The sequence below is a fragment of the Sphingopyxis sp. OAS728 genome, assembly GCF_014873485.1.
GTDB lineage: Bacteria > Pseudomonadota > Alphaproteobacteria > Sphingomonadales > Sphingomonadaceae > Sphingopyxis.
Genome location: NZ_JADBDT010000001.1, coordinates 2,293,096 through 2,307,228 on the forward strand (window position 1 = coordinate 2,293,096; position 14,133 = coordinate 2,307,228).

Below are 14,133 nucleotides of genomic sequence, written 5' to 3' on the forward strand. Positions count from 1 at the left end.
ACGCATGAGCGACCTGAACGGCGTCGCGCACGTCATTCTGACCGCCGGCGACTTCGCACGCTCGACGGCCTTCTGGCGCGCGCTGATCGTCTATCTGGAGTTGAAGGTCGTGCTCGACAGCGAGCAAATGCTTTACGGCGTCGGCGGCCGCACCGCGATCGGCATCCGCACAGGCAGCCCCGAAAATGCCGGCAAGCGCTTCGACCAGGGTGCGCCGGGGCTGCATCATGCCTGCTTCCGCATGCGCGACCGCGCGGCGGTCGACCGGGTTCACGCCTTCCTTGCGGATCGTGACGATATTCGCATCGTCCATGATCCGCAGGAAGAGCCCTGGGCGCCCGGCTATTATTCGGTGCTATTCGAGGACCCCGACGGCATTCGCATCGAGTTCAACCATGTGCCCGGCATCGGTCTGCTTGCGGACGGTGAGCAGATCGGCGCGGCGAACGCCTTCGACTAAAAACCGTAGACCAGCGTAAAGCGCGTCTGCGTGTCGACCTTCTCGATCCCGGGCGGCGGGCTGGTGTCGATCTGCGCCGAATAGGCTATACGCGCCGACAGCGCGCCGGTCAGCTTGGCGCTAAGCGCGGTCTGCGAGCTGGTCGATCCATTGGCCTCGCCGATGATCGTCGACGCGACCTGCGTCAGCCGCAGCGTCGGCGATAGCTGCCAGCCGAAATCGAGCCCCGCGAGCGCGGTCAGCTCGGTGTCTTCTTCGCCGTTCACGAAATCGGTCTGGCGAAACGCCGGGCCGCCTTTCAGGCTCAGTGTCATCTTCTTGTTGTCGACCACCTTGTAGCCGAGCCCGCCCGACAGGTTCCAGCGCGTGTCGTAACCGAGAATCCGGTCGTGTTCCCAGCGCCCAAGGCCATAGGCGAAGGTCCGGTCGTTGATCCTGTATTGCGGCTCCAATTCGCCCAGATATCGTTCGACCGAGGTCGCACCGTTCGTACGCTGATAATCGGCCTGCGCGCGAAATTTGTGCGTCCAGTCGATCCCCTTGCGCGCAAGCGCGACGCCGGCGCTCAGCCCGACGGATTCGGTATTGCCGCTGCTCTGCGACGCACCGATCTGGCCCTCGCCCTTCCAATTCTGCCAGAATTTGGCCGCCGCCAGTTTCGCGCGCTCGGCCGCCGCCGCCTCGTCGCGCAGCCGCTTGCGTTCGGCGCGATAGGCGAGGAGACGTTCCTCGATCTCCTGCGCGTTTTCGGGGTTGGTTTCCTTCGCCAGCTTGCCGACCGCTTCGACATCGGCATCCTTTGCACTCGCCATCGCCGCGGCGAGCATATTGCCCACCGGATCGGGCGGCGTCTCCGGCGGATGCTCGCTGCGATAATAAGCGAGCAGCGCGTCGATCTCGCCGATATTGCCCGGGTTGGTCCGCCGCGCGAACCTCGCCACCGCCTCGACATCGTCATTGTCGCCGCTCGCGAAGGCGGCGTCGATCATCGCGCGCACCGCGATGGGCAGCTCGGGATCGAGCGGGACAAGCGCTGTCGGGATCGGATTGGCCAGCACCGGGTCGACAAGCAAGGGATTCGGCTGGAGCGACTCTGCCGCGTCCTGCGCATGCGCGGACGGAACGGCGAGAGCGAGCGGCAGGCAAAGCGCGGCCAGTCGGGGGAGGTTTGTCACCGAAGACGTCCTTCTCTGGGGGGCAGGAGCCGGGTTCGTTCGATCGTTCGCGCGGGGCCGGTGCGCGAACGGTGCGACCCTATAACCCGAAAGTCGCTGGCATTTCCACCCCGCGTCCCCCATTTGCAAACCTATGGTTATCGCACTCATCGCCATTTTCTGCGCCGGGATCGGCAATTTCGCGATGCACCGCGCCTTCATGGAAAGCGACGATCCGCTGATCCAGCAGATGGTCCAGCCGCTTGCGGACAAAGTCGGGCCGAACATCACCTACGTCTTCGAATTCCTGCTGCTCGTCGGCGCGATGGCGATCGCGACACGGAACTGGTTTACCGCGCTGATGCTCTATGGCCTCTACACAATCTTCAACGCGATGGCATTCAGCTGGATCATGCAAAGACCGCGATAAGCCGCCTACCAGGCCGGGCCGCTGATCGGCAGCCCCTGCGCCTTGAGCCGATCGAGCACGCCGTCCTTTTCGGCCAATATGCGCAGCGGAACGACCGCCAGCGTCACGCCGGGTTGCCCGGTCGCGTCGCGGATCGCACCGACCCATGTCTGGCGCAGCTCGGGACCGAAGCTGTCGTTCGTCCACGGCCAGCAGCGCCCCAGCGCCTCCTCAAGCGGGCTCGCCATCACCGCGGGCACGTCGAATTCGGTCCACGCGCGCCCGCGCGCGATCACCACATCGCCGTCCGCCTCGGCCGCCGCCATCGCGGCTTCAAGGCACGGGATATGCGTCTCGGGCGCCGCCGCAAACAGATTGTCGAGCATATCCTCGCCGCGCACCTCGCCGACGGGCTGGGTCGGAATCTTCGATTGCCGCGCCGCCTTGCGCACGACATCGGAGGCATCGTCGGCGCTGTCCTTGTTGAAGGCGAGGCGCTTCGACAGCAGGTCGAATGCCGTCATCAGGAAATTCGAACGGGCGTAGTCCTGATCGAACCGGGTTTCGAGCGCGTGAAGGCGCTTCATCTGATCGGCATTCAGATAATCGGCGGCGACGCGCCCCTTCGGCAATTTGGTCAGCCCGCCACCCTTGAAGATCAGCCGCAGGATATCGCCCGGCGATACCTTCGCCTTGGTGCCGAGGATGACGCGCTGCGCGCGGTCGGTCGCGCCCTCCAGCCGCTCGGGACGCCACGGCGTTGCTTTCGGTACCGCCGCAATCTCGCCGACGAGGATGACAACGCCCGCGCGCGTCTGGATCGTCCACATCGGCGCGCCCGAACGACGCGCGGTGACGACAATTTCGTCATTGGCACCGGGTTCGTCCGCCAGCGCGGTGACCGGCGCCAGCATGACCGCGGCGCCCAACAGAACCCCGAACCCGCGCATCAGGCTACCCCGTGATACCACCACACGCCGTCGCGGTCTTCGCGCTTCACGCGGCCCTCGACCTCGAGCCGCTTCAGATGCGCAAGCGCCTCGCCCGTCGCAAGCCCCTGATTATGCTCGCCGATCGGGCGATTGAAGAGCAGAGGGAAGCTGTCGACCGCGCGCATCGGCGCCTTCGCTGCCGCCTCGGCCAGATTGTAGAGCCGCATCCGATGCTCGTCGCGCAGCGCCATCAGGCGGACGTGAAGCCCCTTGAACGGCTCACCATGCGCGGGGCAGGTCACGACATCGGCGGGCACCGTCGCGAGCAATTTGTCGATCGACGCCAGCCATTCGCCCAATGGATCGGCATCGGGTTCGGTGATGTTGACCGAAACGTTCGAGCTGATCCGCGGCAGCACCTGATCGCCCGAGACGAGCACGCCTTCGCGCTCGTTCCACAGGCAGGCATGTTCGGGGCTGTGCCCCGACCCGGTGACGACGCGCCACTGGTGCGCGCCCATGTCGAGCCGCTCGCCATCCCCGATCCGCACATAGCTACGCGGCAGCGTGAAGATCATGCGCTGGAACATGTTCCAGCCGCGCGACCGCTGCGTCTCGATCGCAGCTTCGTCCCAGCCCGCGGCACGCGACTGGGTGAGCACTTCGTCGGGGGCGGTATCGGAGGAATCGGCGACAATCGCCCGCGCGGTGAGCATCTCGCCACGCGTCATCCACAGCTTCACGTCCTGCTTTTTAGCGATCCAGCCCGCAAGTCCGATATGGTCGGGATGGAGGTGCGTTCCGATGACGCGCGTGATGCGCTTGTCCTTGAGCGCGCCAGCATAAAGTGCCTTCCACGCATCGGAGCACATCGTCAGGCAAATGCCGGTATCGACCACCGCGACGCCTTCATGGTCGTCGAGCAGCCAGCTGTTGATATGGCCGAGCGACCCCGGCATCGGGATGCGCGCCCAGCTGATGCCGTTCGCGATGCGGATCGTCTCGCCCGGTCCGGGTGCGGCCTCGCCCCATGGATAGGTGAGCCCCGCATGACTCGTCGCGGTAAAGCTGTCGTCCTGGGTCAGCGAGGCATCCGGCGAGCCGCTGGCCGCCGGAATATTATCCTCGTCCGCCCCCGCCATGCGTCAGGCTTCGCCGTCGGCTTCGGCCTCTTCGGCGGCGCGCGCTTCGGCGGCCGCGCTACGCTCGGCGCGCAGTTCTTCGAGCAGCGCTTCGCGGTCGCCCTCGAACCGGCTGTCCTCGGGGGCCTTGATGCCGGCCTTCTTCGCCGCCTTGGCGACGAGCGCGTCGAGTTCACGCTGCGAGCAGAGGCCGAGCGTTACCGGGTCCTTCGGCACGATGTTCGCGCTGTTCCAATGGCTGCGGTCGCGGATCGCGCCGATCGTGTTGCGGGTGGTGCCGATCAGCTTGCCGATCGCGCCGTCCGACACTTCGGGGTGGTTCTTCAGGATCCACGCGATGCCGTCGGGCTTGTCCTGGCGCTTGCTGACCGGGGTATAGCGCGGGCCGCGGGTACGGCGGATCGTGTCCTGCGCCTGCTTGCTCATCTTAAGCTTGTAGTTCGGGTCCTTCTGACCCTTTTCGATTTCGTCCATCGACAGCTCGTGCGCGCGGACGGGGTCGCGGCCGGTATATTTGGTCGCGGCGGTCTCGTCGGCGATCGCCTGCACTTCGAGGATGTGGATGCCGCAATATTCGGCGATCTGGGCAAAGGTCAGGCCGGTGTTGTCGACCAGCCAGGCGGCGGTCGCATGCGGCATCAGCGGGGTGGCGTCGGCAGTGGCCATGACGAAAAGTCTCCAAGCGGAAATAATAAGGGCCGCCCCTCGCGGGGCGGCCGTTCGGCGGCTGATGTAGACCTGTTTGGCCTATGGGGCAAGGGAGAAGGCTTTGCGCACTTATGCCGCCATCGGCACAAACCCCGGCTCGGCCTCGATCCGCGCGATCCATCGTTGCACCGCAGGAGTGTCAGCGAGCGCGAACAGCCCGCTGTCCTCGGCGACATGCGTATAGGCATAAAGCACAATGTCGGCGAGCGAGAGGTCGTGCCCCGCGAGCCAGTCGCGCCCGGTTAGATGCTCGTCCATCAATTTCAGCGCCGCTACGCCCGCCGCCTGTTTCGCGGGCAATTGCGCGCGCTGGAGGTCGGTGAAATTCGCCTCGCCGATCCACTTCATCCAGAAGCGCAAGGTCGCGACATTCGGTTCGTGATTATATTGTTCGAAGAACATCCAGCGCAGCATGTCGGCGCGCTCGAACCGGTCATAGGGGACGAGATGTGTGCCGTCGGCGAGCCAGAAACAGGCGGCGTTGCTTTCGGGCAGGAACTTGTCGCCGACCTGCAGCACCGGGATACGGCCGTTGGCGTTGACCTTCGCCAGAAACTCGGGCGTCCGCGTCTCGCCCTTCATGATGTCATATTCGCGCCGTTCGATTGGGCACTCAAGCAGCGCCGCGGTCAGCCGGATCTTGTAGCAATTGCCGCTCGCGGCATATTCGTGAAGGATCGGCCTGTCGCCCATTGCAGCCCCCATCGTGATGAATCGCCGCTGGCCCCCGACACCAGCGGCGCTTCTATGCGGGGAACGGGCAATGCCCGCAAGCGGAGCTTACGGGCCGCAGCGCCACACCCCGGCGAAGACACGCTGCGCGCCGTCGGCGCGGTCCGCGGTCAGCGTCGCGGGACGTGGAGGCGATTCGCCGCCGCCCGGTGCCGGCCCTACCAGAGCGACGCGAAGCTGCAGGCCCTTGCTGAAGAATTTGGTGCCCTTGGCCATCGCGTCGAAGCCGCCGTTCGCCGACACGGGCTCGATTGTATCGCCGACCTTCACGATGCCCCGCGACGGGTCGCTCGAGGCAACGTCGCCATTGGCGATCAGGATCGGCTGCGCGGCTTCGTCAGCCGCGAAGCTGCATGCGAGTTCGCCCTTCAGCTTGGCGCCGCCGACGTCGGCTTCGGTCAGCGCCGAAAGTTCGATCGGCGATCCGTCGCCGCCGCGCGTCGGAATGTCGGTCGGCTTGATCGCGGGCACGGCGGGCTCGGCCGCCTTGCCTTCGGGCACCACGTCGCCGTCATAGGAGGCGGTGGAGGCTTTTTCGGTTTCGGCGGGCCCGGAACAGGCCGCAAGGGCAAAGGAGAGAGCGGTGGCAGGAACGAGCAAACTACGCATCTTCATGGGGAGAGATCATCCTCTTTGATTGTCCCCCTCCGGTCGCTCAACCGCCGATCATGCCCGAATGTTCCCTCGGTTCATCCCACGCTGAGCACGATCTTCCCCACATGCTCGCCCGCCTGCATCCGTGCGTGCGCCGCGCTCGCGTCGGCGAGCGGGAAGGCCCGATCCATCGCGGGCTTCCACCCGCCTTCGGCAAGACGCGGCCACAATGTGCGATGGATTTCGTCGGCGAGCAGCGCCTTGAAGTCTGCGCTGCGCGCGCGGAGGGTCGATCCGGTCAGCGTCAGGCGGCGGCGCATAACATCGGTGATGTCGATTTCGGCCTTTGCGCCGCGCTGGAAGGCGATCGAGACATGGCGCCCGTCCTCGGCGAGGCACGCGAGGTTGCGCGGCAGATAGTCGCCGCCGACCATGTCGAGCACGACGTTGACGCCCTTGCCACCGGTGAAGGTCTTTACTGCCTCGACATAATCCTCGGCCGAATAGTCGACCGCCAGATCGGCGCCGAGCGCCATTGCGGCGGCGCATTTGTCGGCGCTGCCGCACGTCACGATGATCTTGATGTCGAACAATTTGCAGAGGCCGATCGCGGTCGTGCCGATGCCGCTGGTGCCGCCATGGACGAGCACGGTCTCGCCATCATGCACATAGCCGCGCTCAAAGAGGTTGTGCCACACGGTGAAGACGGTTTCGGGCAGCGCCGCGGCCTCGGCCATCGAAAAACCCTTGGGTACCGGCAGGCAGCTTCCGATCGGAGCGAGGCAATATTCTGCATAGCCGCCACCCGCGACGAGCGCACACACCGCCTGCCCCAAAAGCTCGGGATCGCCCCCCGGCCCAATCCCGGCAATTACCCCTGCAATCTCCAGCCCCGGCAGGTCCGACGCGCCCGGCGGCGGCGGGTAAAAGCCCATGCGCTGGAGGACGTCGGGGCGGTTCACCCCCGCGGCGGCGACGCGGATCAGCACCTCCCCCGGGCCCGGCTGCGGCACCGGCCGCGTCGTCGGTTGCAACACTTCGGGCCCGCCCGGCGCACTGATGGCGATGGCGGTCATTTGTACTGGCACGCTGGTCACGCTGCTAATTCCCCCACTGGTCCCCTCAGGGTCCGTACTGATCCCCTACCCCCTGGCCCGCCTTATTGACAGTGCCGCGACACGGGTCAACAGTCGCGCGCCTTTTAACATGAGGGACCAGGAGGATACGCCATGGACGATGACGACCTTCCCCGCCGCCGCGACGATATACTGACGGCGCTGATAAAACAGCCACTCGATCCTTTGTCGGTCGACGAGCTCGGCGAACGCATCGCAACCCTCGAAGCCGAGATCGAGCGCGTCAAGGCGCACCGCAGCGCGGCGACGAGCCAGAAGGCGGCGGCCGAGGCGCTGTTCCGGAAGAATTGAGCGAAAGAAATCGCCGACGCCCCTCGGGGCGCCGGCGACATCGCCCCCCTTTTCGCGCGCTAGGCGACCTCTGCGTACCGAAGCAAATCGATCATCCGGAAATCGTCGCCCTTCTTCGACGCGTCGACCGTCGGCAGGAAGGGCTGCCATTCGGGATCCTGCGACAGATAGGATCCCTTGTCACCCTGCAGCAGCCCGACGAACACCTCGGTAACGATTCGTGCGCCGACCGGGCCGAGCCGCTCGCCATTTTGCGTCACCTGCGCCTCGCGCAGGATGTAGAACCACAGCGGCGTCCGGTCGTCGAAGCCGTGCGGCTTGAGGTCGGACAGGTCTCCCTTCGACAGTTCGGGCAGCTTCATCGCGCGCGCCACCCGCTGCCCCGACGGCAGCGAGAAGGTCAGGTGGCGGAGCAGGTTGCGCTGCGCGAGCGATGCCGGGTTCGACTTCGGATCGGGGTTCGGCACCACCGATCCCGGCAGGCGGAACAGCGAGGTAGACAGCGTCGTGTCGATCTTCTTGTTCGGCTTCACATTGCCGTCGCTGAAATCGAAGAAGGTCGGCCAGTCGATGAAGCGCCGCGGTGCGCGGCAACCGCCCGACAGATCGTCGGGATCGTTGGGGTCCGACGGCGTCGGGGTAAAGATCATCGCAAAGAAGGGATTGCCGCCATTGCCGGTGAAATTGGCGCGGTACGACGGTCGCACCTGGCTATGCCCGAAACGATAGGCCGCGACCGAAAATTCGACCGGGATATAGGGCTCGTTGTGCCAGCTGTAATATTTGCGGCCGTTCGTCAGAACATCGTCGACCACTGTATCGCCGCACGTCTTGCGCAGGAATTCATGGACGATGATCCATTGATAATGCCAGCGCACGATCCGCTGCGCCTCGGCGAAAATCTCGTCCGATCCGGTCAGCTTGATCTTGGTCTTTACATATTCGACGACCTGATTGTGAAACTTCAGGAAAGCGACCTGCAACTGGCTGATGATCAGATTCTCGTCGTCGCGCGGGTCGCCGATCAGCGCGACCTTCTGGCTGTTGCGCGGCACATCGAACTTGTTCGCGGTGCCGGTGGGTTCGAGCAGGAACTTCCCGCCCTTGCCGCCCTGCGTGTCATAGAGGTGCGGACTGCCGCCTGGCCCCGCGCCATAGACATTGTCGAGGCCAAGGCTTGGGGTACGGAAATTGGCGATCTGTTCGGGATCGACCTGCCGCTCGAGGCTCGACGTAGGGTCGAAGGTCATGTCGTGATCGAGGAACTGGCCGAGGAAGGTAAAGCCCGCGGTCAGCGTCGGATTGTCGCTGTTCTTCGCCGACAGCGCCGGGTTGGTGATCAGCTCGGCGGGCGTCTTGGTCAGATTGTCCTTGGCATCCATGATGCCGCCCACCTTGCCGATTTCGATCAGCGCGGCGCGCACATCGGGAGTATCGGCGGCAAAGGGGGGCAGTTCGCCGAACATGCGGCCAAAACGGCCGGCGTCGGAATATTTGGACCGCGGCGGAACGATGTCGCGCGGATATACGCCGTGACGAGGCATGGCAGTCTCTCCTGTTGGTCAACTATGTTTTGGGTTTTTCGGGACGATCCACCCACCAAGAGAGCTGGCATCCGCTGTTTTAGGCGCGAACCTGCGGCAAGGGTTGCGCCGATCCGCGCGCAGTCCCAAGATTTTAGGTGACTAATTCGGAATTAACATGCCGGGTCGCGGCGAAATCGCGACGGAGCGAGCCTATTCGGCCTCGGTGCTGAGCCCGAGTTCGGGGATGCCGATCGAGCGCCGCCCGCCGAAATCGGCGCGCACGACGATCACGCCCTGCTTTTCCATATATTCGACGAGGCGGCGGATGCGTCCCGGCGAGCGGCTGCCATAGGCGCGGCCAAGGATATCGTCGTCAGGACAGGGTTCGCCGTCCATCGCGGCGCGCGCAATCTGCAGGAAGGGCGCGAACATGTCGTGCGGCAGCCGGTCGGCAACTGCGAGCATCTCGCGCCAGCGCGGCTCGGACGGGTCGAACACCCCGCCCTTGGCGAGCGCGAAACGGCGGCGGAAGGCGGCAAGGTCGAGCGGCACCTTCTTCAGCTTCTGCATCCGGCAGCGCACCGAAAAATCCTGATAGAGGAAGGATTCAGGCTGGAAGGCGCAGTCGGGGTCGGAGAGCATTTCCTGCAGCGTCTCGATCACGACCGCGTCGCTCTGTTCGGCTTCCTCGACCGCTTCGAGGATGTCCAGCACCGGCGGCGCATCGGCATCCTCGTGCAGCGGCTCGCTCGCGGCGATCCGCTCGAGCACTTCGCTCGCCGCGACCGGTTCGGGTTCGGGCGCAAAGAAGCGGGGTTGGGCCGGCGCCTCCAATTCGGTGAAGAGCATCGAACGCATATCCTCGCCGCCCGCCGACGGCAGCGGCATCAGCCCATGCGTGCCCAGCCGCGTCGAGGTCTGCGTCGACCCGATCCGTACCGCGATCGGCCGCCGCGAGATCGCGGGGCCGAGCCCGAGGAAATGGCCGCGTTCGAGGTCACGGATCGTCTCGGCCTGCCGCCGCTCCATGCCTAGCAAGTCGGCGGCGCGCGCCATGTCGATATCGAGGAAGGTGCGCCCCATCAGGAAATTGCTCGCCTCGGCGGCGACATTCTTCGCCAGCTTCGCGAGCCGCTGCGTCGCGATCGCGCCCGCGAGACCGCGCTTACGCCCGCGGCACATCAGGTTGGTCATCGCACCGAGGCTCGCGCGGCGGACATTGTCGGCGACGTCGCCTGCGACGCTCGGCGCGAACATCTGTGCCTCGTCGACCACGACCAGCGCGGGGAACCAATGCTCGCGCGGCGCATCGAACAGCGCGTTCAGGAACGCCGCGGCGCAGGTCATCTGCGCCTCGATATCGAGCGATTCGAGGCTGAGGATGATTGACGCGCGATGTTCGCGGATGCGCGCGCCCATCGCCGCGATCTCGCGTTCGTTATAATCGCCGCCGTTGATGACGACATGGCTATACGCATCGGCGAGCGTCACGAAATCGCCCTCGGGATCGATCACGATCTGCTGCACCAGCTCGGCGCTTTCCTCGAGGATACGGCGCAAGAGGTGCGACTTTCCCGACCCCGAATTACCCTGGACGAGCAGGCGCGTCGCGAGCAGTTCCTGCACGTCGATGCGCACGCCCTGCCCCGTGCCGTCGGTCCCGATGTCGATGCTGGTCTTCACGATGGTCGCCCTATCGGGGCGTTTGGGCAAAGACAACCGGGGCGGGTCTTCGGATTGCCCGATTTTGCCGCGCAACCTTGCCAAGCCGCACGGAAGGGCCAAAAGGACGGCATGGATTTCGACGACCAGCTCCGCCGCTATTTCGGTACCGCCGACATTGCGGCGATCCACCCCGAGGCGCACGCTGCGGGCACCGAACGCATGCGCGTCGACTTCGGGCTCGAAACCAACCCCGGCCGGCGCTTCGCGCTCTGGGCGCTGATGTACATGCTCGGCGTGGCGCCCGACCTTGACGTGGCGTTCAAGGACGAGAGCGAGCGCGACACCGCGCGCGACTTCATGGACATGGTGGATCGGGCGGGCGAGGAAGACGGCAGGTAACGACCGGTAGGCGACCTGATCTCCCCTCCCGCTTGCGGGAGGGGCAGCGAGGCTTGCCAGCTTGCTGGCTAGCCGCAGCGGGGAGGGTCATCGTACCGCTACAGGCCCTCCCCCGACCCCTCCCGCGAGCGGGAGGGGAGAAAGAAGGGCCGCTCCCCAGCCCAAAACAGAGATTGGGCGAGCGACAAAAATCGCTGTCCTACTTTATTCCGCCGTGCCAGCCTCCGCCCCGCTCTTTGAAATGGTCGGCTTCAGCAACCTCGCCTAAAGCGACAAAGGAGACATTTTCGACGCGCACGTCCGTATCTTTTGTCGCCTTAAGGCCACAAAGGACACAGTTTCGAGGCGCCCATGTGGGGCTTTTGTGGCTTTAAGGCCCGACGGATCGCAAATATCGCATGCGCCCAAAGCCCAGGGCCGCGTTTGCCACCCTTGAATGGATCGTCGCGAAGCGGATTGCAGAACCTCGGCCCAATCCGAACATCCCGTTAACCACATTCCAACCCCGTCATCGTAATTTCACAAAGCCAACCGCTTTTCCCTTGCGATGAGGCGGCGGCATCGCCACCTTGTGTTCCTAAGGGGGCCGCCATCTCCCCGGCCTGGTCCCCGCAAGGAGATGAATGACCATGCCGTCTTTTTCGGAAAGCCTCGAAAAGACCCTCCATAACGCTCTGAAGGCCGCTTCGGAGCGCCACCACGAATATGCGACGCTCGAGCATCTGCTCTACGCGCTGATCGACGACGATCATGCCGCCGAAGTGATGCGTGCGTGCGGCGTCGCGCTCGACGACCTGCAATCGGCGGTCGTCCATTATCTCGACACCGAACTCGACAGCCTGAAGGTCGAGGGGCACAGCGACCCGTCGCCGACATCGGGCTTCCAGCGCGTCGTCCAGCGCGCGATCCTGCACGTCCAGTCGTCGGGCAAGGATGAGGTGACGGGCGCCAATGTCCTCGTCGCGCTCTTCTCTGAACGCGAATCCTATGCGGTCTATTTCCTGCAGCAGCAGGATCTGACGCGGCTCGACGCGGTCTCGTACCTCAGCCACGGCGTCGGCAAGGGCGGCAAGCCCTCGCCGCAAGCCGAGCCCGAGGAAAAGGAAGAGGCCAAGGAAAAGAGCGACGGCAAGAACAAGAAAGAGACTGCGCTCGACCAGTTCACCGTCAACCTCAACGAGAAGGCGAAGACCGGCAAGGTCGACCCGCTGATCGGCCGCAGCGCCGAGGTCGACCGCACGATCCAGATCCTCTGCCGCCGCAGCAAGAACAACCCGCTCTATGTGGGTGATCCCGGCGTCGGCAAGACCGCGATCGCCGAGGGACTCGCGCGCAAGATCATCGAGGGCGACGTGCCCGAGGTGCTGTTGCCCGCGGTCATCTATTCGCTCGACATGGGCGCGCTGCTTGCGGGTACGCGCTATCGCGGCGATTTCGAGGAACGGCTGAAACAGGTCGTAACCGAGCTCGAAGGCCTGCCGCACGCGATCCTGTTCATCGACGAGATCCACACCGTCATCGGTGCGGGCGCGACGAGCGGCGGCGCGATGGACGCGTCGAACCTCCTGAAGCCGGCGCTGTCGGGCGGCGTCATTCGCTGCATCGGCTCGACGACCTACAAGGAGTTCCGCAACCATTTCGAGAAGGACCGCGCGTTGCTGCGCCGGTTCCAGAAGATCGACGTGATCGAGCCGAGCCTCGAGGACACCAAGAAGATCCTCGCGGGCCTGCGCAGCGCGTTCGAGGCGCACCATCAGGTGCGCTACACGCAGGATGCGATCAACGCCGCGGTCGACCTGTCGGCGCGCTACATCAACGACCGGAAATTGCCCGACAAGGCGATCGACGTGATCGACGAGGTCGGCGCGATGCAGATGCTCGTCGCCCCGTCGAAACGCAAGAAGACGATCACCGCCAAGGAGATCGAGGCGGTCATCGCGACGATGGCGCGTATCCCGCCCAAGTCGGTCTCGACCGACGACAAGGCGACGCTCGCCAGCCTCGAAACCGACCTGAAGCGCGTCGTGTTCGGCCAGAACACCGCGATCGAGGTGCTCTCGTCGGCGATCAAGCTGAGCCGTGCGGGCCTGCGCGATCCCGAGAAGCCGATCGGCAACTATCTGTTCAGCGGCCCGACCGGCGTCGGCAAGACCGAGGTCGCGAAGCAACTCGCGTCGATCATGGGCATCCCGCTCCAGCGCTTCGACATGTCCGAATATATGGAACGCCACAGCGTGTCGCGCCTCATCGGCGCGCCTCCGGGCTATGTCGGTTACGATCAGGGCGGCCTGCTCACCGATGCGATCGACCAGAACCCGCATTGCGTGCTGCTGCTCGACGAGATCGAAAAGGCGCATCCCGACCTGTTCAACATCCTGTTGCAGGTGATGGACCATGGCCGCCTGACCGACCATCACGGCAAGACGGTCGACTTCCGCAACGTCATCCTGATCATGACGACGAATGCGGGGGCCAGCGACATGGCGCGCGAGAGCATCGGCTTCGGCCAGTTCACGCGCGAGGATGTGCAGGAGGAAGCGGTGAAGAATCTCTTCACCCCCGAATTCCGCAACCGCCTCGATGCGATCGTGCCCTTCGGCTATCTGCCCCCCGAAGTGGTCGCGCGCGTTGTCGACAAGTTCATCCTGCAGCTCGAACTGCAGCTGGCCGACCGCAACGTCCACATCCAGCTCGACGAAGCGGCGCGCGAATGGCTGACCGGCAAGGGCTATGACAAGCTCTATGGCGCGCGTCCGATGGGCCGCCTGATCCAGGAAAAGATCAAGCAGCCGCTCGCCGAGGAATTGCTCTTCGGCAAGCTGGTCCATGGCGGCGAGGTCAAGGTGAAGATGAAGACCGGCGAGGATGCCAAGGTCGGCAACCCGCTGACCTTCGAAATCACCCCCGCCGCGCCCAAGGCCGGCAAGGGCAAGCCCAAAGCCGACAAGGCGAAGAAGGCCGCAGAATAAAGGCGACGGGGCGGCC

Annotated in this window: 14 protein-coding genes; 5 read left to right on the forward strand and 9 right to left on the reverse strand. The window is 64.9% G+C overall.

Going from position 1 to position 14,133, the window contains the following annotated elements; all coding sequences use genetic code 11:
- Positions 1-4: 4 nt before the first annotated feature.
- The gene (locus GGC65_RS10725) at positions 5-460 is read left to right on the forward strand and encodes a VOC family protein (RefSeq protein ID WP_192647150.1); all 456 of its coding nucleotides are present in this window, start codon (positions 5-7) and stop codon (positions 458-460) included.
- Here the strand turns inward: GGC65_RS10725 and GGC65_RS10730 are convergent.
- Entirely contained in the window at positions 457-1,635 is a 1,179-nt protein-coding gene (locus tag GGC65_RS10730) for a DUF481 domain-containing protein (RefSeq protein WP_318780153.1), read from the reverse strand. The two genes, GGC65_RS10725 and GGC65_RS10730, sit on opposite strands and share 4 nt — an antisense overlap.
- Before the next feature lie 133 nt (positions 1,636-1,768).
- Here GGC65_RS10730 and GGC65_RS10735 point away from each other — a divergent pair, with 133 nt between their 5' ends.
- Complete coding sequence (locus GGC65_RS10735) at positions 1,769-2,044, forward strand: hypothetical protein (protein ID WP_192647151.1); 276 nt, start codon at positions 1,769-1,771, stop codon at positions 2,042-2,044.
- Between the two features lie 5 nt (positions 2,045-2,049).
- On the opposite strand, the gene GGC65_RS10740 is transcribed toward GGC65_RS10735, so the two are convergent.
- The 6 genes from GGC65_RS10740 to GGC65_RS10765 form a co-directional block, all read right to left on the reverse strand.
- Complete coding sequence (locus GGC65_RS10740) at positions 2,050-2,973, reverse strand: TraB/GumN family protein (RefSeq protein ID WP_225940771.1); 924 nt, start codon at positions 2,971-2,973, stop codon at positions 2,050-2,052.
- Positions 2,973-4,097, reverse strand: a complete 1,125-nt coding sequence (locus GGC65_RS10745) for an MBL fold metallo-hydrolase (protein ID WP_192647152.1) — start codon at positions 4,095-4,097, stop codon at positions 2,973-2,975. The genes GGC65_RS10740 and GGC65_RS10745 overlap by 1 nt, the downstream gene beginning before the upstream one ends.
- Positions 4,098-4,100: 3 nt before the next feature.
- On the reverse strand, positions 4,101-4,736 hold the full coding sequence (locus GGC65_RS10750) for a DUF1013 domain-containing protein (protein WP_192649496.1): 636 nt from the start codon (positions 4,734-4,736) through the stop codon (positions 4,101-4,103).
- A 138-nt stretch (positions 4,737-4,874) separates the two neighbouring features.
- Positions 4,875-5,498, reverse strand: coding sequence for a glutathione S-transferase family protein (locus GGC65_RS10755; protein WP_192647153.1), 624 nt, complete (start codon positions 5,496-5,498; stop codon positions 4,875-4,877).
- A gap of 87 nt (positions 5,499-5,585) precedes the next feature.
- On the reverse strand, positions 5,586-6,146 hold the full coding sequence (locus GGC65_RS10760; RefSeq protein ID WP_225940772.1) for a hypothetical protein: 561 nt from the start codon (positions 6,144-6,146) through the stop codon (positions 5,586-5,588).
- Positions 6,147-6,226: 80 nt separating this feature from the next.
- Positions 6,227-7,207, reverse strand: coding sequence for an NAD(P)H-quinone oxidoreductase (locus GGC65_RS10765; RefSeq protein ID WP_225940773.1), 981 nt, complete (start codon positions 7,205-7,207; stop codon positions 6,227-6,229).
- 153 nt (positions 7,208-7,360) lie between these two features.
- Between GGC65_RS10765 and GGC65_RS10770 the strand changes: the two genes are divergently transcribed.
- A complete protein-coding gene (locus tag GGC65_RS10770) occupies positions 7,361-7,558 on the forward strand; it encodes a DUF1192 domain-containing protein (RefSeq protein ID WP_192647156.1) in 198 nt (65 codons plus the stop codon).
- A 59-nt stretch (positions 7,559-7,617) separates the two neighbouring features.
- On the opposite strand, the gene GGC65_RS10775 is transcribed toward GGC65_RS10770, so the two are convergent.
- Together GGC65_RS10775 and GGC65_RS10780 are read right to left on the reverse strand one after the other, a co-directional pair.
- Positions 7,618-9,102 carry a peroxidase family protein gene (locus GGC65_RS10775; RefSeq protein WP_192647157.1) on the reverse strand — a complete coding sequence of 495 codons (1,485 nt, stop codon included), beginning with the start codon at positions 9,100-9,102 and terminating at the stop codon, positions 7,618-7,620.
- A gap of 192 nt (positions 9,103-9,294) precedes the next feature.
- Positions 9,295-10,767 (reverse strand): helicase HerA domain-containing protein, encoded by a 1,473-nt coding sequence (locus tag GGC65_RS10780; RefSeq protein WP_192647158.1) that lies wholly within the window; start codon positions 10,765-10,767, stop codon positions 9,295-9,297.
- Between the two features lie 111 nt (positions 10,768-10,878).
- Here GGC65_RS10780 and GGC65_RS10785 point away from each other — a divergent pair, with 111 nt between their 5' ends.
- On the forward strand, positions 10,879-11,148 hold the full coding sequence (locus GGC65_RS10785) for a hypothetical protein (protein WP_192647159.1): 270 nt from the start codon (positions 10,879-10,881) through the stop codon (positions 11,146-11,148).
- 629 nt (positions 11,149-11,777) lie between these two features.
- Positions 11,778-14,117: an ATP-dependent Clp protease ATP-binding subunit ClpA gene (gene clpA, locus GGC65_RS10790; protein WP_192649497.1), complete on the forward strand. Its 2,340-nt coding sequence runs from the start codon at positions 11,778-11,780 to the stop codon at positions 14,115-14,117.
- Positions 14,118-14,133: the final 16 nt, after the last annotated feature.